The organism is Beijerinckia sp. L45 (assembly GCF_009765775.1).
Taxonomy (GTDB): Bacteria; Pseudomonadota; Alphaproteobacteria; order Rhizobiales; family Beijerinckiaceae; genus RH-AL1.
Window position 1 is genome coordinate 1 of sequence record NZ_LMUU01000019.1, and the last position, 23,726, is coordinate 23,726.

The 23,726-nt window shown below is 59.9% G+C and carries 17 protein-coding genes, 1 tRNA gene and 2 pseudogenes; 13 read left to right on the forward strand and 7 right to left on the reverse strand.

Annotated elements, in window-relative coordinates:
* Positions 1 to 997, forward strand: a 997-nt coding sequence (locus tag GSQ79_RS01120; RefSeq protein ID WP_158806901.1) for a mandelate racemase/muconate lactonizing enzyme family protein, incomplete at its 5' end; no start/stop codon positions are given.
* A 143-nt stretch (positions 998 to 1,140) separates the two neighbouring features.
* Here GSQ79_RS01120 and ada read toward each other — a convergent pair.
* A complete protein-coding gene (gene ada / locus GSQ79_RS01125) occupies positions 1,141 to 2,223 on the reverse strand; it encodes a bifunctional DNA-binding transcriptional regulator/O6-methylguanine-DNA methyltransferase Ada (RefSeq protein WP_158806902.1) in 1,083 nt (360 codons plus the stop codon).
* A gap of 178 nt (positions 2,224 to 2,401) precedes the next feature.
* On the opposite strand from ada, the gene GSQ79_RS01130 reads away from it, so the two are divergent.
* Positions 2,402 to 3,304 (forward strand): LysR family transcriptional regulator, encoded by a 903-nt coding sequence (locus GSQ79_RS01130; protein ID WP_158806903.1) that lies wholly within the window; start codon positions 2,402 to 2,404, stop codon positions 3,302 to 3,304.
* 27 nt (positions 3,305 to 3,331) lie between these two features.
* Here the strand turns inward: GSQ79_RS01130 and GSQ79_RS01135 are convergent, their stop codons facing one another.
* Complete coding sequence (locus GSQ79_RS01135) at positions 3,332 to 3,964, reverse strand: hypothetical protein (RefSeq protein WP_158806904.1); 633 nt, start codon at positions 3,962 to 3,964, stop codon at positions 3,332 to 3,334.
* Positions 3,965 to 4,323: 359 nt separating this feature from the next.
* Here GSQ79_RS01135 and GSQ79_RS01140 point away from each other — a divergent pair, with 359 nt between their 5' ends.
* The 3 genes from GSQ79_RS01140 (at position 4,324) to GSQ79_RS01150 (ending at position 6,421) form a co-directional block, all read left to right on the forward strand.
* A complete protein-coding gene (locus GSQ79_RS01140) occupies positions 4,324 to 4,674 on the forward strand; it encodes a hypothetical protein (RefSeq protein WP_158806905.1) in 351 nt (116 codons plus the stop codon).
* Between the two features lie 10 nt (positions 4,675 to 4,684).
* On the forward strand, positions 4,685 to 5,422 hold the full coding sequence (locus GSQ79_RS01145) for a hypothetical protein (protein ID WP_158806906.1): 738 nt from the start codon (positions 4,685 to 4,687) through the stop codon (positions 5,420 to 5,422).
* Between the two features lie 120 nt (positions 5,423 to 5,542).
* Complete coding sequence (locus GSQ79_RS01150) at positions 5,543 to 6,421, forward strand: hypothetical protein (protein WP_158806907.1); 879 nt, start codon at positions 5,543 to 5,545, stop codon at positions 6,419 to 6,421.
* Between the two features lie 10 nt (positions 6,422 to 6,431).
* Here GSQ79_RS01150 and hrcA read toward each other — a convergent pair whose 3' ends face one another.
* A complete protein-coding gene (gene hrcA / locus GSQ79_RS01155) occupies positions 6,432 to 7,529 on the reverse strand; it encodes a heat-inducible transcriptional repressor HrcA (protein WP_158806908.1) in 1,098 nt (365 codons plus the stop codon).
* A gap of 268 nt (positions 7,530 to 7,797) precedes the next feature.
* On the opposite strand from hrcA, the gene GSQ79_RS01160 reads away from it, so the two are divergent.
* Positions 7,798 to 7,872: transfer RNA gene (locus GSQ79_RS01160), tRNA-Gln, on the forward strand.
* 98 nt (positions 7,873 to 7,970) lie between these two features.
* Complete coding sequence (locus GSQ79_RS01165) at positions 7,971 to 10,079, forward strand: DUF6538 domain-containing protein (RefSeq protein ID WP_158806909.1); 2,109 nt, start codon at positions 7,971 to 7,973, stop codon at positions 10,077 to 10,079.
* 307 nt (positions 10,080 to 10,386) lie between these two features.
* Here the strand turns inward: GSQ79_RS01165 and GSQ79_RS29240 are convergent.
* A pseudogene (locus GSQ79_RS29240) lies at positions 10,387 to 10,908 on the reverse strand (IS3 family transposase); the annotation flags it as partial.
* Positions 10,909 to 11,349: 441 nt separating this feature from the next.
* Here GSQ79_RS29240 and GSQ79_RS01175 point away from each other — a divergent pair.
* The 6 genes from GSQ79_RS01175 to GSQ79_RS28755 all read left to right on the forward strand — a co-directional run bounded on the left by GSQ79_RS01175 (position 11,350) and on the right by GSQ79_RS28755 (position 19,466).
* Positions 11,350 to 12,114, forward strand: a complete 765-nt coding sequence (locus GSQ79_RS01175; RefSeq protein WP_158806910.1) for a YfdX family protein — start codon at positions 11,350 to 11,352, stop codon at positions 12,112 to 12,114.
* A gap of 167 nt (positions 12,115 to 12,281) precedes the next feature.
* Positions 12,282 to 12,674 carry a hypothetical protein gene (locus GSQ79_RS01180; RefSeq protein WP_158806911.1) on the forward strand — a complete coding sequence of 131 codons (393 nt, stop codon included), beginning with the start codon at positions 12,282 to 12,284 and terminating at the stop codon, positions 12,672 to 12,674.
* A 112-nt stretch (positions 12,675 to 12,786) separates the two neighbouring features.
* Positions 12,787 to 15,342, forward strand: coding sequence for a bifunctional lysylphosphatidylglycerol flippase/synthetase MprF (gene mprF, locus GSQ79_RS01185; RefSeq protein WP_210252976.1), 2,556 nt, complete (start codon positions 12,787 to 12,789; stop codon positions 15,340 to 15,342).
* A 714-nt stretch (positions 15,343 to 16,056) separates the two neighbouring features.
* A complete protein-coding gene (locus GSQ79_RS01190) occupies positions 16,057 to 16,710 on the forward strand; it encodes a virulence factor family protein (protein ID WP_158806912.1) in 654 nt (217 codons plus the stop codon).
* A 168-nt stretch (positions 16,711 to 16,878) separates the two neighbouring features.
* Positions 16,879 to 17,199, forward strand: a complete 321-nt coding sequence (locus GSQ79_RS01195) for a hypothetical protein (RefSeq protein ID WP_158806913.1) — start codon at positions 16,879 to 16,881, stop codon at positions 17,197 to 17,199.
* A gap of 1,676 nt (positions 17,200 to 18,875) precedes the next feature.
* On the forward strand, positions 18,876 to 19,466 hold the full coding sequence (locus tag GSQ79_RS28755) for a hypothetical protein (protein ID WP_174243147.1): 591 nt from the start codon (positions 18,876 to 18,878) through the stop codon (positions 19,464 to 19,466).
* Here the strand turns inward: GSQ79_RS28755 and GSQ79_RS01200 are convergent.
* The 3 genes and pseudogenes from GSQ79_RS01200 to GSQ79_RS01210 all read right to left on the reverse strand — a co-directional run.
* A pseudogene (locus GSQ79_RS01200) lies at positions 19,463 to 19,663 on the reverse strand (hypothetical protein); the annotation flags it as partial. The gene GSQ79_RS28755 and the pseudogene GSQ79_RS01200 overlap by 4 nt on opposite strands.
* A 493-nt stretch (positions 19,664 to 20,156) precedes the next feature.
* A complete protein-coding gene (gene mobF / locus GSQ79_RS01205; RefSeq protein ID WP_158806914.1) occupies positions 20,157 to 23,039 on the reverse strand; it encodes a MobF family relaxase in 2,883 nt (960 codons plus the stop codon).
* The gene (locus GSQ79_RS01210) at positions 23,036 to 23,335 is read right to left on the reverse strand and encodes a hypothetical protein (protein WP_158806915.1); all 300 of its coding nucleotides are present in this window, start codon (positions 23,333 to 23,335) and stop codon (positions 23,036 to 23,038) included. The genes mobF and GSQ79_RS01210 overlap by 4 nt, the downstream gene beginning before the upstream one ends.
* Positions 23,336 to 23,726 lie beyond the last annotated feature (391 nt).

A 23,726-nucleotide genomic window follows, 5' to 3' on the forward strand; every position in this document is an offset into this window, starting at 1 on the left:
CGGGCAGGGCGGCCTGATCCGCGAGCGTTTTGCCCCGCGCCTGCTCGAGGCCGATCCCGCCAGCCTGCTGAACGACAGTCAAGACAATCTCGATCCCGACCGCATCTGGGCGGCGCTGATGCGCAACGAGAAGCCCGGCGGCCATGGCGAGCGCTCGGTCGCGGTCGGCACGATCGATATGGCGGTGTGGGACGCCGTCGCCAAGATCGCGGAAAAGCCGCTGTTCCGGTTGCTCGCCGAGCGTCACGGCGTCGAGGCCGACCCAAAAGTCTTCGTCTATGCTGCCGGCGGCTACTACTATCCCGGCAAGGACAATTCCGCGCTGCGCGCCGAAATGCGCGGCTACCTCGATCGCGGCTACAAAGTCGTGAAGATGAAGATCGGGGGCGCCGATTTGTCCGAGGATTGCCGGCGCATCGAGGCGGTGTTGGCCGAAATTGGTAGCGACAACCAGCTCGCGGTGGATGCCAACGGCCGCTTCGATCTCGAAACCGGTATCGCCTATGCCAAGGCGCTGCGGCAGTATCCGCTGTTCTGGTACGAGGAGGTCGGCGATCCCTTGGACTATCAGCTTCAGGCGGCACTTGCCGAGTTCTATCCCGGCCCGATGGCGACGGGGGAAAACCTGTTCAGTCACCAGGACGCCCGCAATCTTTTGCGCTACGGCGGCATGCGGTCGGATCGCGACTGGCTGCAGTTCGACTGCGCGCTGTCCTACGGCCTCTGCGAGTACCAGCGCACGCTGGAGGTGCTGAAGGTCGCGGGCTGGTCGTGGTCCCGGTGCATCCCGCATGGCGGCCACCAGATGTCACTCAACATCGCGGCCGGCCTCGGCCTCGGCGGCAACGAGAGCTACCCGGACCTGTTCCAGCCCTACGGCGGCTTCCCCGACGGCGTGCGGGTGGAAAACAGCCGCATCACCATGCCGGAACTGCCGGGCATCGGGTTCGAGGGCAAGAGCGATCTTACGAAAGTCATGCGGGAGCTGGCGGCTTAGTTCGCGGCTTCTTCGATTCCCTCGTGGTTGAGAAGGCGGCGCGGCCGCCGTCTCAACCACGAGGGACTTGCAAGCCGCGATCGCGGAACCGCCTCGTGGTTCGAGACGGCGGCTTCGCGACCTCCTCACCATGAGGCTGATGGTCAGTTGCCCGCCTTTTCCCGCTCCAACAGCGTCCTCTTGCGCTCCACGCCCCAGCGGTAGCCCGACAGTCCGCCATCGGAGCGCACCACGCGGTGACAGGGGACCGCCACCGCGATCGGGTTGGCGCCGCAGGCCCCGGCGACCGCGCGCATCGCGCTGGGCAGGCCGATGGCGCGGGCGACGTCGGCGTAGCTCGCCGTCGTTCCCACTGGAATGGCACGCAGCGCCTGCCATACCCGCTGCTGGAACGCGGTGCCGCCGATATCGAGCGGCAGATCGAGGCCGAGGCGCGGCGCCTCGACGAAGCCGACGACCTGCGCCACCGTCGCCTCGAATGCTGCGTCCCCGCCGATCAGCTCGGCCTTGGCGAAGCGATCCTGCAGGTCGCGCGCGAGCGCGTCGGGATCGTCGCCGATGAGGATCGCGCAGATGCCCTTGTCGGTCGCCGCGACGAGGATCGCGCCGAGCGAGCAGGCGCCGATGGCGAAGCGGATTGTTTGGCCAGTGCCGCCGTTACGGTAGGTTTTCGGCGTCATCCCGAGCCTGTCGTTCGAGGATTCGTAGAACCGGCTCGATGCGTTGTAGCCGGCGTCATAGATCGCCGCCGTGATGGTTTGTGCCCGCGGTAGAGCCGCGGCCAGGCGCGCGGCGCGATGCGCGCTCCCGTAGGCTTTCGGCGTCACGCCGGTCGCCCGTTTGAAGACGCGATGGAAATGATGGGGGCTGAGCCCCGCCGCCTGAGCGAGCCGGTCCAGGGTCGGCAGCGTCTCCGCCGTCTCGATGAGCCGGCAGGCGCTCGCGACCGCAGCCGCGTGGCGCGCCGCCTGGCTGGCCTCGTTCGGTCGGCACCGCTTGCACGGCCGGAACCCGGCGCGTTCCGCGTCGGCGCAGGTCGCGTGAAAGGCGACGTTCTCGCGCCGTGCCGTCCGTGCGGAACAGCTTGGGCGGCAGTACACGCCCGTGGTCTTGACGGAGAACACGAAGGTGCCGTCGGCCGCCTCGTCGCGGGTGGCGAGCGCGGCCCATCTCGCATCGTCGGAACCGGGGAGCGAGCGGGTTGTCATGGTTTCGGCTGTGATCATCTTGGCCCCGTTGGCGAAGTCTCTACTTCTGCTGACATCATGCTGCAGCAATGATGGCGTGCCACTCCGAGTCTTGCTGCCGAATTGAAGAACCATCTGCGCCCGGAGGCAAGGGCTCTACGGCTTGCACCCGGCACGAGCCCCAGGCAAAGTCTTTCCATTAAGTGGAAGGATGCTTATGGCGGATGATGTTAGCGATATCAGGCTGTTCACCAAGCTGGTGCAAGCGGGCAGCCTGTCCGAGGCGGCCCGGCGGCTGAACAGCTCGCCGCCAGCGATGAGCCGCCGCCTGGCGGCCATGGAGAGCCGCCTCGGCGTCCGCCTGGTCGATCGCAATTCGCGCCGTTTCGCGCTGACCGAGGAAGGCGGCATCTTGTTCGAGCGCTCGCTGCGCATCCTTACCGATCTCGACGAGGCCGAGGCCGAAGCCAGCACCGGCGGCGCGGTGCCGCGCGGCCACCTGCGGATCGGCGCCCCCACCCAGACCGGCCGGCAGCGCATCGCCCCGCTGGTCGCGGCTTTTGTCGCGCAGTACCCCAAGGTCAGCGTCGAACTCGTCATCGCCGACGTGGAGCCGGACCTGGTGGACGACGAACTCGACCTCGCCTTCACCGTCGGCAGCCCGACGGAGCCGAGCGTCATCGCCCGCAAGCTGACGCCGGCACGAAAACTCGTGATTTGCGCGGCGCCGGATTACCTTGCGCGCCACGGGATGCCGGAGGTGCCCGACGATCTGCTGAGGCACGACTGCATTCGCCTGGTGCGCGGGCGGCGGGTTTTCGACCACTGGGCCTTCAACGATGCGGGCCGCCGCCGCGAGCTGCATGTCCATGGCACTTTGTCGACGACCAACAGCAATGTGGTGCTGAGCTGGGCCTTGGCCGGCCTTGGCATCGCGCAAAAGCTGCGCTGGGACGTCAGCGACGATCTCGCCAATGGCCGTCTCATTTCCTGTCTGCCGTCCTTCGTCGCCGACGAGAAGGCGCTCTATGTCGTCCATGCCGGGCGCAGCCACGTGCCACCCCGCGTCCGCGCTTTCGTCGATTTCAGCGTCGCCCATATCGACGAGCTTCGGCTGTAGGGCGCGCAGCGCCAGTCCGAGTTCAGCTCAGTTGCCGGCGTAGGGATAGGGCGGAAACCCCGGCCGATACATCGGATAGGGCGCGTAGAGCCTGACGCCCGGCGACGGCTCCATCGCGCTCTCGCGATAGACTGGCGCGGATCCGTATCCCGAGGCGACGGGGAAAAGCGGCACGCGCGCCGGGACTCTGTCGCCGATCCGGGGTTCGTGGGTCGCGCCTACGTCGCGAGCGGCATAATGCGGAACTGCCCTGTTGCGAACATGGGGACCAGATGTCGAAGACGCCTGCCTGGTGCGACGCGCTGGGGCGACCTCTTTCAGCGGCGTCGCGGCGGCTTGCGTGTGGCGGACGACGACGTCGGGATGCGCCGCAACATCGGTTTTTTGCGGCGGCGCGCTCTGGCGCGATGCGGTGTCGGTCGCTGGCGCTGCGGGGGCGGCCTTCGCCGCAGCCGCCGCGGCGCCACGGGCGCGGGCTCGAGCCGCGCGACGCGCCTCGTCGGGACTGAGCGAGCCGACGCGGCCGGACGGCTTCTCGGCGGAGGGTGGGGTGGCCTCCGGCTGCGCCGTCTGGGCGAAGCCGGGCTGTCCCTGCGAGACCACGGCGATAGAGGAGAGAATGGCGGCAGCGACAAGAGATCCGAAAAGACTTGCCCGCATAGCGACCTCTCCTCTCAGCGCATGCCCGTCGCGCCCCGACTTATGAGTTCATGCAAAACGTTCGACCGCCCACGGCGTTCCGCACGCTGCCCTCTCTCTGCGGCGCGTCCCGTTCAGCGAAGGCGCTGTGCCGGAACACGGTCTACTGCCTCGCTGCTTTCCCTATGCGCTTGGTCGCCGATCTTTATTGCAACAGCTGGCGCCTTATCAAATGATGGCGTCTTCATATACTGTAAACCAATCATTTTGTTAAGTATGCTCAAGGCCGAAATGTGGCGAATTTGAGTTATTTGTATAGGCACTCATTACGATGCGTCAGCCAGTGTTGGCGTGTCGCAAATGCATTGAAAGAGATCAACATGTTGATGAAAAAAATGATTGCAGTCGGACTCGTGGCGCTTGCTTTGGCGACCGGGTCGGGTGAGGTTTCAGCCCGCGGTTTCGGTGGCGGCCATGGCGGTGGGGGGCACTTTGGCGGTGGTGGTCACTTCGGTGGTGGCGGCCATTTCGGCGGGGGACGCTTTGGCGGCGGTCGTTTCGGTGGCGCGCGTTATGGCGGCTATCGCGGTGGCTACCGCCACTATGGCCGCGGTTACGGCTACGGCTACTACCCCGGCTATGATGGTTACGGCGACGGTGGTGCGGTCGCGGGTGCCGTGTTCGGCGGCCTCGCTCTTGGCGCTCTTGCAGCCGCCGCCGGCGGCTATTGAGGCAACGCGCATGTCCGAGATCGATATCAAGGATCACGAGCGCTACACCGACTCCTATCGGGAACGAACAGCCTTCCATTACGTCTGGAATACGCTGGGCGGCGTGCTGTTTCTCGTGATGATCGGCACCGTGCTCGTCGTTTACGCGAGCCTCCTTCCCGCTTCAGCCGCGACCGCGGCTGAAGCTTCCGTTTCCGGGTCGTCGGGCCCCGGCGTCACGGCCAGCAGCGCCGCCGATACGTCGGCCTTCTATGCGGCGGCACGAGCGCGGTTCGCGGCCGTCACTGGCCGCGAACCCACCGTCAGGGACCATGTTACCGTCGATTTCCGCGGCAATGGATACCGCGGGCAGGTCGCTACAGTGGGCGTCTACCGCGGCGAGAGCGGCATCCGGAAAGATCACAACGGATCGGATGTTCTTGTGTTCGAGAAGGCAGGTCTCATCGTCTACGCGAAGCCGAAGCCCGCGATGGCCAAGGCCGTGCGTCCCGGCGACGTGCTGTTTCGCGGCGTGTTCTCGAAGACCGAAACGACGGGCATGGCCTATGCCTTCAAGGTCGGCTGCACGCCCGTGCCCTATATGGTTTCGTATAAGGGTACCTTCATCGACGAGAGCACCGCAGATCTGAAGGGCCCGGCTCCGAGGTGGAGCAAGTCGTCCTGTGACATCATTGGATTTTCCAAAACCGTGCCCAACGCCAAGCTGACGTTCGGCTGGATCCCCGGCGACGAATACGTCGAAGATTGATGGGTAACAAACTCTTTGGGCGATCGAGCCGATCGCCCGCCTCTTGTTTTTTGATGTCGTCGATTTTCAGCGCGACCAGTGATGGCGTCGCGCCTTTATTTGGGTGAACCGATGCCCCGCATGCTCCTCCCCTATGTTCTTATCTCGATTCTGGCATCATCCGGCGTCAGTGCCGCAACGGATGCGCCGTTGCGGTTTTTGGTCGGCCCGCATCTGATCGAGGAAGTCCGGTCCGATGACGCGCAACCGCGTCTCCTGATGGATGGCAAGATCCTGTTCGACGGTGCCAACCGCTATGACGTCAAGCTCAGGCATTCGATTGGTGGCGTTCCCGTTGCGATCGTCTATGCCGATACCAGCGGCGCGTCCTGCATGGCGGGTGCGACATTGTTCATCGCCGGTGACGCTCGTTCCGTTGCCGATGCCGGAATGGTCGAGAATAACAGCTGCTGGACGACTCCGAAATACTATGTGCAATCGGCCGACGCAGGTCCAGAGGCTCTTCTCGTGCAGCAGGATCCCGGGCTGGGCTACAGCGGCGATCTGTGGAATTTTACCCCGCGGACGGGTCTTCACAAGGTGGCGGATCTGACCTACGCGCCGGAACCGGGAACCACATACCAGAACCTTCGCGCGCATGTTGGCCAAGGCAAACCGATTGAGTTGTTCCGCAACGAGGCGTTTTCGAACGATTTCGATAGGTTGACGGGATCAGCCAAGCCGGAAATCCTGCCCGCTGTCGGCGATGCCGATCCCAACGCGCTCATTGAGGGCCGATTTTTGATTGCGGAAGGATTTCAGCCGCATAATGCGGGGCATCAAGCCCTGATCGTCGTTGACCTCTCGGGCCGTAGCGTCTTCGTCGCCGACTATCCAGGTGAGGGTAAGATCGCTGTCTTCCCCATTGTCAGCCTCTGGCCGTCGCCGATCCGGCGCAAGCTTGCCGCATGGGCCAAGATCGCTGCGCCCGCTTCCGTCGAAACGGCCGGGCGGCAATAACGCTTTAATCTCAGCCTCGCGGGGCGAGCCGCGCGATCAGCTTCGACGTGTAATCGACCATCGGAACGATGCGCGCGTAATTCAGCCGCGTCGGCCCGATGACGCCGAGCACGCCGATGATCCGTTGCTGCCCGTCGCGGAACGGGGCCGCGATCATCGACGACCCCGATAGCGAGAACAGCTTGTTTTCCGAGCCGATGAAAATGCGCACGCCTTCGCCGCTTTCGGCGCGGCCGAGCAGGTCCATCACGTCCTTCTTCGTCTCGAGATCGGCGAACAGCAGGCGGATACGCTCGAGGTCGTCGAGCGCGGTAAGATTGTTGAGCAGGTTGGCCTGGCCGCGCACGATCAGCTGCTGCGTCGGCCCGAGCCCATCGGCCCAGCTCGCCAGCCCGGCATCCACGAGGCGGGCGGTGAGTTCGTCGAGCTCGGCCTCGGCGGCACGGCGCGAGGCCTCGATGTCGAAGCGCACTTCGGCGAGCGTCCGCCCGCGGATCCGGGCGTTGAGATAGTTGCCGGCCTCGACCAGGGCCGAGGCGGGCAGGCCGCGCGGAATCGGCAGGATACGGTTTTCCACCGACCCGTCCTCGGCGACCAGAATGGCGAGCGCGCGCTCCGGCTCCAGGCGGACGAATTCGATCTGCTTCAGCCGCCCATTGTCCTTGTGCGTCACCACCACGCCGGCGCCCAGACTCATGCCCGACAGCATGGCGGTGGCGTCGGTGAGGATCGCCTCAAAGCTGCGGTTGGGGCTGCCGCCGATCTGCTTCTCGATCTGCGCCCGCTCGTCGGTATCGATGTCGCCGATTTCGAGCAAAGCATCGACGAAGAAACGCAGGCCGAGTTCCGTCGGCAGCCGCCCGGCGCTGGTGTGCGGGGCAAAGATCAGCCCGATGTCCTCCAGCGCCTGCATGACGTTGCGGATCGAGGCCGGCGACAGCGGCGTGGGCAGCAGCAGCGACAGGTTGCGCGAGCCGACCGGTTCGCCGGTGGCGAGGTAGGACTCGACGATGCGCTTGAAAATGTCGAGCGACCGCTGATTGAGGTTCTTCAGCGCGCCGCTGTCGCGCAGTGCCTCGTGCGCCGTCTGTTCCAAGGGGCTGCTCATCCCGGCAGAATGACGGGCGGCGCGCAGCGATGCAAGCGCGCCGCGGTGGCGAGGCCGCCGATATCTTGGTGGCGTCGGCTCGGACGGGCGGATCTCGTCGCGTTCGGAGCCTGCGCAGGGTTTCAGGCCTTGGCCCTCGCCGCCACCAGCCGCCCGCGCCGGACGGCGCCGCGCGGCCAAAAACCCGGGATGTGCTGCGGCCCTGGTTGCAGTCCTTCTATCCCCGGCATAAGGTCCGCCCGCCCAGACGCTCGTTCGCCTGGACCGATGGGGCGTCGCCAAGCGGTAAGGCAGCGGATTTTGATTCCGCCATGCGGAGGTTCGAATCCTCCCGCCCCAGCCAGACATACCTAACCTACTGCAATCGCTGTGAAATCGCCTTAGCTGGGGCGCGTTTCCACATCCCTGTGACACATGGCTGTGACACCAAGGGATCCGCGCGTGCCAGCCATACCCCATGTCATCCGACGCGGCGCCGTCTATTATTGGCGTCGCCGCCTGCCATCGGCCCTTGCCGAATCGCCGCGATCTGGCACGCTCCTCTTTGGGTTGCGAACACGCGATCCGCGCCGAGCGCGGTTTCTGGCTGGCCAGATTACCGCGCTCGCCGACCGCCTCTTTGTGGATGTCATGGACCAACGCCTCGATCATTCTCAGCTTCAGACGATCTTCCGATCGGCGTTCACCCGCCACCTCGATAAGCTCGAAGCGGTGGTAGCGCGCGAGCGCGTAGCACCTGACTTTGACGCGGAGGACAGCAGACGCAGTGATCAAGTTATGGCTTGGGTTTACCGTCTCCTGGAGACGCGAGGCGCTACGGCACATGTCGACGACTGCGCCCGAGCTCAGATGGCAGAGAGCGGCGTTGACGATCGCTCGATTGCCGAGGTCGATCTCATGCTCGACGCGATGCGCAAGAACGATATGGCTTGTGAACGACCGTCACGGCTCGAAGCAGCAATCAACGAGGTCGGCGGCGCTTCGACGCCGATGAATTTTGCGTTGTCTCAACAAGCGATTTTTCGCGCGCTTTCGGCGGCCAATTTTGCAGCTGCGCGACGATATGACGGGGTCCGGTCCGAAGACGCGCTTGGCATCGACCTGATTTTGCGAGACAGGATTGCAGAACAGCGCGAAATCAAATTGGCGCCATCTTCAATCAACGAGCACCACGCCAACCTACATCGCCAGCCAGCCACGCGGGACGTGCAAGGTACGATTGTACAACCTGCAGGGAGCAATACGTCTGTACCTAAGGAACGAGCCGGCCTGGATGTCGAGTTTCCTCGCGGAGCTTCGGGCGTGCGCGCAGGCGACAAAAAGCCGTCTCGAAAAGCAGCAGAAGTCGTTCGTTCGGAAGAGCATCCAGTCGTCGTGCTCGGGGCAAAACTCATCGCGAAAAACGCGAAAATCTGGGACGTCAAAACGCAGAGGCAGGCAGGGCAAATCTATGCCCTTTTAGCCAAAGTCTTAAGCGAGCAAGGCGTATTCGAAATCGGTGATCTTCGTCAAAGCCATTTCGCCGACCTTGACGATCTTCTCGCCAACGTGGCGAAGTCGTATGGTAAAAGTCCACAGGACCAATTTCGCACGACCGCGCAGCTGCGAGCTGTAGGCGCGGCCAAGCCGCCTTCAGAGCGCGGACTGGCGCCCGAAACCCTCAATCGGCATTTAACATTCCTAGGCCAGCTTCTGCCGTTCATGCGAAGCCGCGGTTTGCAGGTCGACCGCGACATCGATCTCACGCTTCTACGCGTCAGGACGACAGGGCGGGCTCGCGACAAGAGAGCCATTATCGACGACCATGAATTGGCGGCGATTTTCGAACTGCCGTGTTTTACGGGCTGCGCGGGCTGGAAAGGCGAAAGTGCGTTCCTGAAAGGCCCGTTGGTCTTTCATCGCGCGTTGTATTTCGCAATCATCCTTCTTTACTACACCGGAGCTCGACGTGAAGAAGTTTGTGGCCTCACTGTCGATGAGGTCGGCTGGCTCGATTCAACTCCTGGCGGTAAGCGATTGCCTTTTATGCAGATCGCCGCCAACAAAGAACGGAGGATCAAGAATTCACAGTCAAAGCGCTTCATTGCGCTTCACCCAGAAATTGTCCGTCTTGGATTCTTTGACTACGTCGACGCCATTCGAGCATTGGGATACGGGCTCTTATTCCCGGACCTAAAATCACCGACCTCGTCTTCCCCAATGGGAGACCGACTCTACGATGAGTTTTCTCGTGGCTTAGCTATTGCCATACCCGACGCCAGCACTCGCAAGAAAGCGATCCATTCTCTTCGTAAAACGTTTGGAAACAACCTGAAAAGGTTTGGCGTCTCTGCGGAGATACGCGGCGATATGCTCGGACATTCTGGAGCGACAGTGACGGAAGAAGTTTACTGCGATCCTGTCGCACTTAAAAGTATGATGTTGGAAATCATGCGAGTTCCAATCGTCACCAGCCATTTGAAGGCGGCTAAGATCCATCTTTTGCCCTGGGTCTCAGATCGAGCCACAGCTCCCTTCTCACGGCGCCGTACTCAGGGAAGAACTATATAGTCTGGACTGATAGGTGGCCAGTTGATCTTCAACTGGTGGGCCGGGCAGGATGGCATTCCCACGTCGTTTAAACTAGCAAATTCAACGTCTTAGACTCTGACCTTAGCGGCATGTTATGCACTTTGTGATGCATATACGAAAGCGAGTGGCGCTTGTCCGATCCGGGTTTTTGGAAGATCTGGGCACCAGAAGATAGCTCGAACGATCCGCAGGTTTTGGCCGAAAGCAGCCTGACAGCTTTCCGGACGAAGCAGATGAAGGCCGCCAGTGCCGCTTGTTCAAGCTAGCTCGACTGATGCGACGCTAGGCGCTTCAGCGGGACCTTCTGCCCCTCCCGCCACCAGATCCGTGCAATCCGCTTGCGGTTCACCATCCAGCCGGCACAACGCAGCATCGCCGTGATGCGGCGATAGCCATAGCGGCCGTGTTGGAGGGCGAGCGCAATGATATCGGCGGTAAGCGCCGTCTTTTGTCACGAGTCTTTGGGATCTTGCGTTGCGTAGAGAGGTGCTGGCCGAGAACCCGGCATGCAACTCGCTCCGAGACGCCGTGCTTGGCGACGACATTGCCGATGTAAGCGCGACGACGGGCGGGCTCAGAAGTTTCCCGAGCGGCTTGCTTCAGGATCAGCTTTTCAAGCGTCAAATCCTAAACAGCCCGACGGAGCCGGTTGTTCTCAGCTTCGAGATCCTTCAGCCGTTTAAACCTGGTCGCCCTTCAGGCCGTCATAATCCTGACGTGACCTCCTTCACCGCGTCGAGCGGACCGCCTCGGCAACGGGCCTACTTTGTGAGACCAACACATCGAACTGCCGTAACTTCGCGAAAATCTCTTCCGGCTAGTGTCTCTTCTTCGGCATTATCGATCCTCCTCGTGGCATAATGCCATACTTCTGGGAGGACCGCTTCAAAGGGGGCAGGCCAGCTGCGCGCTTATCTTATCCCCGACGCCAATCCGGTGCGCTCGAAGCCTTCGAACGGTAACCCCCGGATCGGCGCCTCGGCGCCCATGTTTTGACTGTCTCTCGACAGTGTCCGTCAGACGTCAGCACAAACGGGCGATCTACTCTTTAGACAAGAGCCTCTCCTTTATCCGGTCATTGGGTAATTCCGAAATTTGACGCAAAAGTTGCAGAATTAAGATACGGCGCTCACAATATATGAACAATATTTAACGCAACGTTGCGGGACTGCTCTGGTTATCGCTAGTACTCGATGCGGACACAAACCTTAGAATGGTGCCTTCGTCATCGAGACGAATGAGGTCAATCATGGCTCAGAACAAGCTTCTAATCGCGACAATATTGAGCGGCGGCATCCTGTCTTATGGGGCAGTGATGGCCGCGACCCAGCCGTCTCCGGACGTCCAAAAGCCGAACCAGCAGCAAATCTCCGCCGATCAGGATTTCGGTAAGCTTTCGACGGACGGCGCGCGTGCCTTTCAGGATGTCGGTTTGGCCCGTCTGGCAATCTTCGATGGGCGCATCGAAGCAGCCAAGAAATACGTGGCTGATGCTGATAGCGCGTTCACGAAGGCAAAAACCGACAACGCAGTATTTACCAAAGCGGAGGTCGACCTCAAATCGAGCGGTGCCGCAAAGGGTATGACGGCGGCAAATACCGACGCGGCGAAAACGGGCTCGGACAAAGCCCAGCCCAATCAAGCGCCAATGAACAAGGCCGTGGCCTGGCTTCCAGTCGATGCCGCGATGAGCATTGACGAAGACTTTTCGGCAACTCCTTCGAAGGCGGCTGCAGTCGCTGACGCCAACAATAGTCTGCGGTCCGGTGATCGCGCTTCAGCGGTAGAAAAGCTGAAGCTTGCAGATACAGACGTCGCGATTACGGTTGCCGTCGTTCCCGTCAATCAGACCATCGATGATGTGCATCAGGCGGCGAGCCTCATCAACGAAGGCAAATATTACGAAGGCAGTCAACTGCTTCGAAAGGTAACGAACAGCGAGCGGTACGACGTCGCGGATGTCGCCAGTGTCCCGAAGGCGCAGTCGCAGGCCTCGGCATCGAAGCCAAAATAAGGGCCCGAGCGAGAGGCCGTAAAAGCGACGAGGGCAATTGAGCGCAATCGCCCTTCGTCCGGAACCTGGCCGGCGCCTACAACGATCAGCATGGGGGACCGGCTTGGGCCGGTCTCTTGCCTTGGAGCTTACATTAAACTTAGGGTGCCTCGAAAAGAGGTCACCCCGTGAAATCCACGATTTATGCCACAGTTGTTTTAGCCCTCACGAGCCCGATGGCGGCGCAGGCCACGGCTCGCAGCTTGAGCGGTACGTTCCAACGCACAGGTTCGGACGCCGAGATCGTCATCGTCCAGCCCGACGGGCGCAGCTTCCATATCGACATGTCGGTTTCGACTCCGGAATGCGCCGGACGCATCGTTGGACAGGGGACGGTAACAGGCAAGCAGGAAATCACGCTGCGGTCGGTTCCTGAATATGCGGGGCAGACGATGTGTTCCGTCCGAATGACTTACGCGAAGAGCAACAAGGTGGTTGTCCTTAACGAAACAAGTTGTGGCTATTTCCATGGGATCGCTTGCAACTTCAACGGCTACGCGACGCGCGCCGACCATCGATGATGGCGGGCATAGCCAGGATGCGTGCAACGCCATGAAAGCCGAACAGCCGCTTGGCGGAATACCTTGCCCGCTAGCCTCTCCATCATAAGACGAACCACGAAGGTCCTGGACGTTGTCTGATCCGATACCCGCACGCGGCATAAGACGCCGTGCGGTCGACGTCATCTTCTTCACGGCGGGCGTCGCCCTTGTTGTTGCCGTCGGCCGTGAGGTCACGCGAAGCCTTGATTATCATGCTCTCATTCAGGCGCTCCGTCATACGACGGGGAGCGCGATTCTGCTGTCGATCTTCGCGACGGCTGTCAGCTTTATCAGCCTCGTCGGACGTGACGTCGGAGCCTTGCGCTTCGCGAAGAGCGTTGCGCCACGATCGGCCATCGTCCTTGCCGGCTTTTGCGGGACGGCTTTGAGCAATGCCGTTGGACTCGGCGGCCTGACTGGCGCCGCGGTTCGCTATCGAATCTACGGCGCCGTCGGGATCCGTCCGGACGCAGTTGCCCGCATCGTTTTCTTCATCGCGGCGGGCTTCGGGCTGGGGCTAGCGGTCAGCGGCGCGGTGGCCGCCCTCTTCGAAGCCCCGGCTGTCGCGATCCTGGTCCATTGGTCAGCGAACCTCATCCGCATCGCATCGCTGCTCCTACTCGTTCTGCTCGCAGCGCTGACGGCCGTCTGCCGTGGGCGCTCGATCGGGGTGCGCGGCATAACTATGGATTTCCCCGGTCTCATACCGCTGGCCGCGCAAATCGCGCTGACAGTCGTCGATCTTATCGCGGCCGCTGCGGCTCTTTGGGTTCTCCTGCCGGTCGGGGCGGTCGGTTTCGGGACGTTCCTGCCGATTTTCGTCGCTGCGATTGCCATTGGCGTGATCAGTCACGTCCCTGGCGGGCTTGGCGTCTTCGAAGCCGTGGTCCTTGCCGCTCTCCACCGCCAGGTTCCCTCTGATCTTACGGCTGCCGCGCTCCTCGCCTTCCGCGGCGTTTACTTCATCCTACCTCTGTTTGCCTCGACGGGCCTGTTGGCGGTTTACGAGTTGCGCCGTCTAGCTGGCCGGGAATCAAGCGAGAGCGGTCGCCGTCTCATTAATTCTGCGACCCGCCTCATCCCAACTTTTCTTGCGGTTCTGACGTTTGCGGCAGGCGTCATGCTCGTCGCCTCTGGCGCCACGCCAGCCTTCAACAGCCGTCTGGCGATCCTGGCACTGCATCTGCCGCTATGGATGATCGAAACCTCACATTTTCTCGGGAGCCTCGTCGGGCTGTTGTTGCTGTTTCTCGCTCGCGGTCTGTTTCATCGGCTTGACGGTGCCTGGTGGCTGGCCGTGGTTCTGACGGTCGCCGCGTTTGGCCTGTCCCTGGCGAAGGGCCTTGCCTACGGCGAGGCCTCGGTTTTGGCGGCGCTTTTCGTGTTCCTGATCATGACGCGCCGGCAGTTTCCGCGGCGGGCGTCCCTGATCGCTCAGTCTTTCACGGCGTGGTGGTTCATCGCGGTCGGAGCGGTGCTGGCTGCGTCGTGCTGGATCATGATCTTCGCCTTTCAAAATGTCCGATTCGCCCAGGAGCTTTGGTGGCAGGTCGAAGTCGAAGCCCAGGCGCCTCGATCGCTCAGAGCTGTCCTTGGCGTTTGTATCGCGACCGTTGTTTTCGGCCTGATGCATCTTCTACGGGTCGCGAAGGGGTCGGCTCTACCGCCGCTTTCCCTCGACCTCGATCGGGCCGCGGCAATCGTCTCACGCCAGAACCGAAGTGACGCCTCGCTTGTGCTCATGGGCGACAAAAGCGTCTTGTTTTCCGACTCCGGCAACGCCTTCCTGATGTTCGCCAAGCGCGGAAGAAGCTGGGTGGCCTTGCTCGATCCCGTAGGGCCCCGTACCGAATGGACCGAATTGATCTGGCGTTTCGTCGAACGGGCCGCAGAGCACGGCGGACGCGCGGCCTTCTATCAAGTGCGTCCGGACAGCCTTCCGCTCTACATCGATGCCGGGCTCCGTATCATAAAGATCGGCGAAGAGGCGATGATCCCGCTGCAATCCTTTACCTTGCAGGGCTCGCGCCGGTCTAACCTGCGGTACACGTTGAAGCGAAGCGAACGGGAAGGGCTGACCTTCGAATTGCTCTCGTCCGAGGACACGAGGGCCGAAGCCCCGATCCTGCAAGCGATCTCGGCAGAATGGCTGAAAGTCAGGGGCGCCCGCGAAAAAGGGTTTTCCGTGGCCTCGTTCGAACCCGCCTTCGTCGCGGCCCAGTCGATCGCCATGGTCCGACAGAATGGCAAGCCGGTCGCTTTCATGACCGTGATGACCACCGACACCGGACAGGAAGCAACCGTCGGACTAATGCGCCACATTCAGGACACCTCATCGTATACGATGGAATTCCTTTTCCTGAGCGCGATCCTGGCGCTCAAAGGTTCGGGGGTTCAGGTGTTCAGTCTCGGTATGGCCCCCTTAAGCGGCCTCTCGCCGGCCGTCGCGAAGTCGGACTGGTCGCGGCTTGGCAACCTCATTTGGCGGCATGGGAACATGCTCTACAATTTTCAGGGTGTCCGCACCTTCAAGGGTAAGTTCGATCCCACGTGGGAGCCTCGCTATCTCGCGGTGTCTGGGGCCTTCGGGCCCGTGTTCGCACTGGCCGACGTAGTGGCGCTCACGATTGGATCGACATCGGAGTGAACCCTGATGAGACTTCGTGTTCTGGTATCGCTCGCCACCTTTCTTCTGGCGACGCAAGCGCATGCGGATGTCGTAGACGGCGGCCTCTTTGGTCCGGTTCAACTCGCCTTACCCGATAGTTCGATGAAGGGTTATGTCGTCCTGTTTTCAGACAAAGAAGGTTGGAAACCGGACGATGACCGCATTCTGACAAGTCTCGCCGCCAAGGGCGCGCTTGCTGTCGGCGTCGACACAAAAGTGTATCTTGCGAGACTATCGAACCGCGAGAGCACGTCGGCGGCGACGAAATGCGCGTCATTTTTCGGTGACGCCGAGGTTCTCAGCCGTCAGTTACAACGGCTTCATCCGTCGATCGACTACGTCTTCCCGATCTTGGCGGGCGTGGGCGAAGGCGGAGTCCTTGCCTACGCCACGCTGGCCCAGGCGCCAGCGAACACGTTTGCCGGCGCGATCTCCCTGGATCCGACACCAGGTTTGTCGGTCCCGTTTCCAATATGCCCGGACCAGACGTCGAAAGCCGACCTCCGTGGTCGTTACATGCCGAGCCCTTCGCGCGACCTTCACGGGTTCTGGACCGTTGCGTTCGATACCAATGCGGAGGACGCCGGTCGGGCTCGCGTAGAAGCGCTAAGGGTTGACGGAACGCCGCTTGAAACGCGCGGCATATCCGGGACCGACGCCGCGTCGACGCTCGTTTCTCTCATTGAACCACGCTTGGCCACGATCGCCTCGAAAGACGTCTCGGCGCTCCCGATCATCCCACTGCCCGTCGACGCACCATCGCGGATGATGGCTGTCGTGCTGTCCGGAGACGGCGGGTGGCGCGATCTCGATAAGCGATTGGCAGACAGGATCCAGTCCATGGGCGTGCCCGTCGTCGGCTGGGACAGCCTGCGATACTTTTGGCGGGTGAAGACACCGGCTCAGACCGCCGCCGATCTCGCGGCAGTCCTTGAAGAATACTCGACCAAATGGAAAGCCGACAAGATCGCTTTGATCGGATATTCCTTCGGTGCCGACGTTCTGCCGTTTCTCTACGATCGTCTGGCACCGACTCTCCGCGCCAAGGTCACAATGGTGTCCTTGTTGGGTCTAGAGTCTAAAGCCGATTGGGAAATCACGGTGACGGGCTGGCTTGGTGCGCCGCCGAGCGATGCTGCGATACCTGTGGCTCCAGCACTTGCCAGCATGCCGGCCGGATTAATCCAGTGCTTTTACGGCGCCGAGGAGTCCGAGTCTGCGTGCCCGCTGCTCGACGCAGACCATGTGGAACTCGTGAAAACGGCTGGCGGCCATCATTTCGGCCATGACTACGACTCGATCGCGCAAACGATTATGGACGGGTTTCAACGACGCGCAGCAAATTAAGCCTTGTTGGCGATCCACGGCGAGCATCGGACTGCCCGCAAGCGCCACAACAGCATTAATTCGCGGCCACATTATTGGTATTCGTTATAATCGATACCTATCTAAGTAACAGGATTCGCGCCGATCGAGACCTTATATAAAATATAAATTCGGCTGAGGAAACGTGCAATGCATGCAAATATTGGTTTTGGCACATTTTGTGCCGCCCTATTTCTGGTAAGCCCGGCATTTGCCGCGGTCACGATCACCAATCAAGACAGCCGTACGCACACGCTTACGGTGAATAGTGGAATCGGAGAAACGCCGCAAGATATCATGGCTGGCAAGGCCGCTGAGCTTAACTGCCCTGCGAATTGCGGTTTTCGTGATGAAGCCTTCGGCTATAGCCGCGTTGCGGGAGGCGATGCGAAACTTGTCATCGACAAGGACGGCGAGTTGCATTTCTCAGGCGGCCACGGTGACGTCGTTATGTTGGATGGATCCAATTAGAACCGAAGTAACGTAATCAATTAGCAGCCGGCTTTGACTGCTAATTAACCCGTATAAGCAAGGCGCTGTCATGCAGCACGATATATCTGGATTATCCTCATACGAATTAGCCGAGCGCTTTATCGGCGAAACAAAGTTGCATTCGGCGAGGGTCAAGAAACTTGCCGAGAAAGGTCTCGGGCATCCGCGTACTTTGACGCAAGCGGAAATAAGAGAGCTATGTGCATCAATCATCGATCACATCATGCCATAGCGGATTGCGCCATGTCTCGGACGCGATGCTGCCGGCTTGTAGAGATGCGTCGGCCGGACCGATCTAGCGATCTCGGAGGAGTCACATGCGTTTTATTTTAGCCGTTATGTTCGTGACTGTTTTTGCTTATGGAGCCTTCGCGCATGATACAAGCCTAGCACCCTATCAAGGAGCGAGATCAAATCCAGGCGTTGCGGCAGCCCCAGATCCTGACCATAGGCTTTGGTTTGAGAAAACCATTGCTGACATTTTGACGGGTCCTGCTAATGCGAGAGCAGACACCGACGATCGATAGGATCATTCTTGACAAGTGTCTTCCACCAGATCATCCCGTTGGCGATTTTTCCAGCCTACTCCCTTGTCGAACGTCTGCTTGCGGGCGCACCACAGGATACCGGGGATGACCGGCTTGGGCGCAGAGCCGAACGTCTGCTTTTAGGCAGTCCGCGAGCTTCCGCTTCAGGCGCAAAGCTGACCGGCTGCTTCATGCATGTCATGGCCGCTAGCCGTCCGGGGCGTTTGTGCATGCCAGTGGTAAGCAGCAGTTCATTAGCCTTCACGGAATAGCTGAATGCCACTGGCGGCAGCTCGCGCGGACAGCCTGTCGACGTTGCGCGTCGGCCGATCCCAGCAAAGGTCTTAACCCAAGCGGGCTTGGCAACCGCTTCAAACGATATGTGTGGTTTTTGAACCAATATGGCAGAAAGGGGAGGGGATAATGTCCTTGCTGCCGTATCTTCGGTCCGTCAAGGATCGTTCATGCAAAATACGCCCTGCGACATGGCTCGACCGCACCGCGTCTTGTTCCTCGCTAACGATGAACGAAGTTACACTGTTGCCCCACTCAGCCCGCTGCTAGGGAAAGCATCTCATATCCAATTAACGTAAGTTTAATCTGACTGATATTTGGATTTCGCGCATACTCACTTGCAAGTGCGAGGTGGCAAAGGCAGGTTTCGCGTTTGGGACTCTATAATGATCGAATCGTTATTTGCGGAGTCTCGATCTGAGCAAAAAATTGCGCTCGAAGGAAACGTAAAGGCCAGCACGGTAATTCATGAAAGCGGCCATATAATTATGGGCCGTCGTCACGGGCGAGTCTTATCTGTGAGTCTTCCGCGTATTATCATGTGCCTTGAGAAAGAAGATATAGAAGTCTGTGCCGAAAAGCGAATGACAGGCGTCGCGCGTCAAACGGGTCCAGTGACAGACGTGTGTTTCGGCGGCTACTCAGCAGACTTAGTATTTTTATCCCTGGGCGCCGACCACGCTGCAAGCGGGAATCTACAAGGAGTTCCTCGTCAAGACTCGCAACAGGGATACAAACCGTACCTTACCATTTTTGGTAAAATTGCATCAGCGTGTCTAGATATAATTTAAGACATATTTGATAGGTTGCACTGGAACATATGGAGCGTTTGTTTTGTCAAATATTACCGATGATTTCGATGATACCAGCGCACTCTCGATTATAAATGAATTTGGATCCTATGGATTTATGGTTATAGGGCAACTATACGTTTATGGGGAGAGAAAAAGCTATCCAATTAAGAATATAAAGGAATTTAATAGAATACATCATTTAGAAGGTGCTCTAGCCTTCGTTTACTTGTCTAAGAGTGGGTTCGAGCGGGAAGTTATTAAAAGACTCGCCGACGGCCACGACATGACGTTAGCATGTAATGTTGGATGGATCGAGTTTGGCGGAGGAAACCCAGTGCCTATGCGCGCGGAACTTGGACGGAGAATGAGCGATCGACTTGCGAGCGGTGAATTTGTCACCCTAACGCCAAAAACTGCGCCGGCCCTAGAGCTCGCATGGAGCGCCGCACCTCCGAATTATCTCAATAAAGGTCTGCATTTAAAAATCATGTTTTTGATGATTTTATCAAAAATCTTCAGACAACATCTCAGAATAAGGGCGTTTAAGAAACATGAGACAGCAGTCGCCTCTGGTATAGAGGTAAGGCGGAAAAATAATGTATTCGTTCCTGGAAAATTAAGGCGGTTTTGATTAGCAGGCTTGGCTCCGCCGGGCTTCGCTTTCTCGCGACGCGCCTTGTGGTCGCTCGCGGGCGGCTTCGGCGAAGTGCGTGAGGTCCGGCCCGGACGCTGCAGCCGCAGAACCGGCTCGATCAGTTCTTCCTTGCTCAGACTCTCAAGATCCAATCGCCCATGGGCGAATGAATCAGCGCCCTCTCGATTCGACAAGGGGGTAATTACCGTGAATCAGCTTAGACGCCAGACTCTGAAGCTGCACTCAAATGTTTACAAGGTTCGTGCTTAAAGCCACAGCTTCAGTGCAAGATGGTGCGAACCCGTTAGGTAAAGCTCCCAGGGGACTGATTTTGTGGGATGCCGCCTTGAACCAGCCAGGTGAACGACCAGCCGCTGCTTGAGGCTTCATCGAACAGGGCTACGACAAGAATTTCGAATTGACGTTCGTCACGATAGCGCGCGGTGATTTCGTACCGATTTCCTTCATGTCAGTATCAATATCCCAACCGTTAACCCCGCTTGCACAATCTCTTCCGCCTTTGCGAGGCCAGTTTCGACAACCAGTTGATGGACCAGCTTTGCTCGCCCACGGTGGAATGGGTAACCATTGTGGATCTCGCCCCGCAAACCGGCATGATGGCCGACGTCGTTGGATGAATGATTGATAATGTACATCTTTCGTGGTTGGGTGTTCCAAAAATACACATCAGGGAGCTTGACGATCGTAATGCGGAACGCTCGGTGACGGGGATGGCGAACGCTTGATCTCGATCACCGGCTTGCCGAGTAGTGCCCTGATTCGGGTTTCGAGAGGCCGGACGATTGTCTGAAGTCTGCGATGCAGCATCTCGAAAATACCCAACGTGGCACTTCGATCGCCGAACTTGTTTTGGATGTTAATCGCACGCCGGATGCTTCTTACGGCTTTTGCAAAGTTGAGGACCGATGTGGCATGAATCGTCGGAAAAAGCCCGCTTTTCATGAAGGCGGCTCGGTCCTCGACAAAATCGATGACGTTGTGCTTTTCGGCGTAGAGCTGCGCCTCCGTGAACAGCCGCTCCAGTATCGCAATTCTACTCGGCATAAGGCGAGGATCGGCTTGCCTCGTTCGGACGGCTGCATCGAGCCGCGTTCGCTCCACGATCAAGCGCGCGTCATGTATATGTCGTGTAAGGCCAACATAGAGTTCGCGGGCGTCTGTCGGTTGGCAGACATACATGACGGCGGCACTCACGGTGCGTCCTTGCGCGGCGTAAGCTGTGCCGGCATAACCGTGAGATATGCGGGGTGATGTGGGTGCTCGGCCGACACGCTTTCGTGAAAACGCATCCCACCGATCGGCGACGGACCGCCCGTCTTCAAGAGTAAAAGCAACCGTCGGCGAGGCCGACCCGTTGTTGACGATCGCTGACACTGTCGCGCGAGTGCCGTTACGGATACGGAAGGCGGATAAGGTCTCTCCAAACCGCACGCGATCACCGACGGCGAGCTGAAGCTCGCGGTGTTTCTTTTCGCGATCGATGGACGAAACGATGATGTCGTCCGAGGTTAGACGCCCTTCGGCCCGCAGAACCTCGCGGGCTTCTCGATTGAGGAGCGCCGCGTCGGAATTTCGACGAGTCACAATCAAAGCGTCTTCGCCATAGTCTGTGCGGTGGCCGGTCCATGTCGCAATGACCTTGGCGCGAGCGGCAGCCTCTCCGTCGACGAGATCGACCCGGTCGTTGAGAGCATAAGTTCGAAGGCCAGTCTCACAATCGCCCCGAGCCATGATGGTCGATGCGGCGCGCTGCCACGGCACGATCTGTCTGCGCACGGTCGACAAGGAGGCCTGGCGCTCCAGTAGATCACTCAACGCGGCCAGAGCGTTGGCCCCCGCAACCGATTGAAGTTGGCGGCGGTCGCCGAGGAGAACAACCTTGCTCCCCCGTTCGACCGCTGCAGCAAGGACTGCTGACATGTCCATCGTGCCGACCATGCCGGCCTCGTCAACCAGGATTATAGTTTTCTCGTCCAGAGCTGCCCCAACATGGCGCTCTTGATCGTGACGCCATTTCGCTATGGCAAGCGATTCGACGCCGATCGAAGCGCCAATTTCATCGGCGGCGACCCAGCTCGGTGCGAGGGCGAGAATGCGAAGGCCCGATCCCCGAGCCGCCTCCGTCAAGGCACGAGCAAGCGTGGTTTTTCCGGTGCCGGCACCGGCTTCGATGATGGATACGCCGTCGGTGCTTGCTGCAAAAAAAACCGCATCCCTTTGCTCGACGGAAAGGTGAGGGGCCGCGAGCAAAGCCGCTTTTAAGGCGTCTGACGTAATCCACGTTCGTTCCGACGAACGAGCAGCCGACCTAAGCATGGTTGCTTCGCATGCCGCAATGTTTGGCGTGGTCCAGAAAGCGCCGAGCTCGCGGACGGGCAACCGACCCAGCATCTCGTCCTCCAGCCTGGTGAGCTTTCCGCCTTCCTCGAGTCGTTCAAGCTCAGCATAGACCGCGTCGATACCGACGCCCCGTAAGCTTGCCTCAGAAAAGGCTGTGGTAAGAAGCTCCGTGCGAGTGATTACGCTTTGGGTTCGGAAGAGCCTGGAGGCTGCCAGGGCGACAGGACTTGAGCCTTCAATTTCGGGTTGGTCAAAGGTCTCAATTCGATCGAGCTCGCCCTCAATAATGAGATGTGAAGGGGGCGGCGCGTTTGCGACCGTCCAAGGGTCGATCCCAAATCGCTCTAGTTCGTCGTGCCAGCGTTGCTGCAAAACTTCGCCGGTCGGTAGGTCGGCTTTGCTCTGACGTGTCTGGAGCGCAGCCAGCTGCTTTTGGGCAGCGGAGGCTTTTCGGTCTGCGACCTCTTCGATCTGCTCGGAGCGTTTTGAAAAAGCCGAAAGACACGCCTCGGGAAAACCTGCAAGTTCAAACTGGTCCCGCCCAGCAGGGCGCAAGTGGAAACCTTCCGCGACAAGCCTCTGGCCTAATGCCGACCTGAAGGCCGCGCCCACCAAGAGTTGGCCGTCGTAGAGCCGTTTGGGTTCCAACGTTCTGCATTTCTTGTCCGCACACCCAGCGACGTTCATAATTACGTTGTGTACATGCAGATGCGGGTCGCCCTCGCGCGAGGTATAGTGCTGGAATTGTCCGATGATAACGTCCGACGGGCGGTTCTTCCAAACGCCCCCGGCACCCGATCTCACCTCAAGCAGAAGCTCCTTTTGCAGAAGCTTTATGGCCTCGTCGGCGGCTTCCCGCTGGATCTGCTCCAACAAGCGTCGCTGGTTGGATGACGCGGTCGCCCAAAGGAGCGATATAGACTTCGGGCAAGCGAACACCAAGTCCCATCCAGCACGATGGCCCTCTCCGGCACCACGCACGGCTCGTTTTCCGGTCCGCGGGTCGATGCCGGCGCAAAGATCCTGAAAAGTCTCTCGGCTGACGGCCGTGCTGTCCCGCACGATCGTGTTGCCGGTGCTTTTCCACACGCCACCGCCATCGCGCGTATAGTAGTCATCACGAAACGCCGATGCTTCGCGGTCGGGATCGTTGACGTAGTAGGCGCCGCCATCCCTCCCAAATCCGATCTTGGCGAGATTTGCGGTCACGGCCGGCCTGGCGGTCGGTAAAGGCAGAGGGACGCCATATCCGCGCCGCCAGTCATGGCGTCGGCCGCCGCTGCGGTCTCTCCGACTAGGACGGCTATATCGAGGATCGCCTCATCGACGATGGACATTCGTTCGACGAGCACGCGGTAACGGATCGCCCCCTCGAGAGCTTCTTTGATAGCCTCCACGGCAAGCGAGTCGATCGACCATCCTCGGGCGGAGGAGGCCGTCGAGAGGGTTTCGTAGAGGTCCTCTGGTAGAGAGAGGGTCAGCGATCGCGAACTTGGAGCGGCCATGGGGCACCGAGAATGAGAAGGTGCCCAGATATGGCGACCTCGATCGCTATGCCAGCGAAAGCCGGGCGCTTGGCAACTTTAGTGCGTGAGGTGTGTGTCTAATTTTACGAAGTTTTTTAGCAGTATTTTTGCAGTATTTGGCAGGACCGGCAGTACCGGCAGTTTTTAATGGCTTATGCAAATAAGTCTTCAGCTGGGTCGCGTAGATGACCGGCTATGACAATCGATCGAGCCAGGTTACGGAATGATGTGAGGCGCCTGGCAAAGGGCGCCGCCGCTGCGCGTCCGACGACAATCACGGCGGAGATCCGCCAGGTTATGCCTGAGATCGAGCGCATGCGGTCGGAGGATGGGGCGCCGTGGAGCGCGATAGCTCAGGGATTGGCAGAGC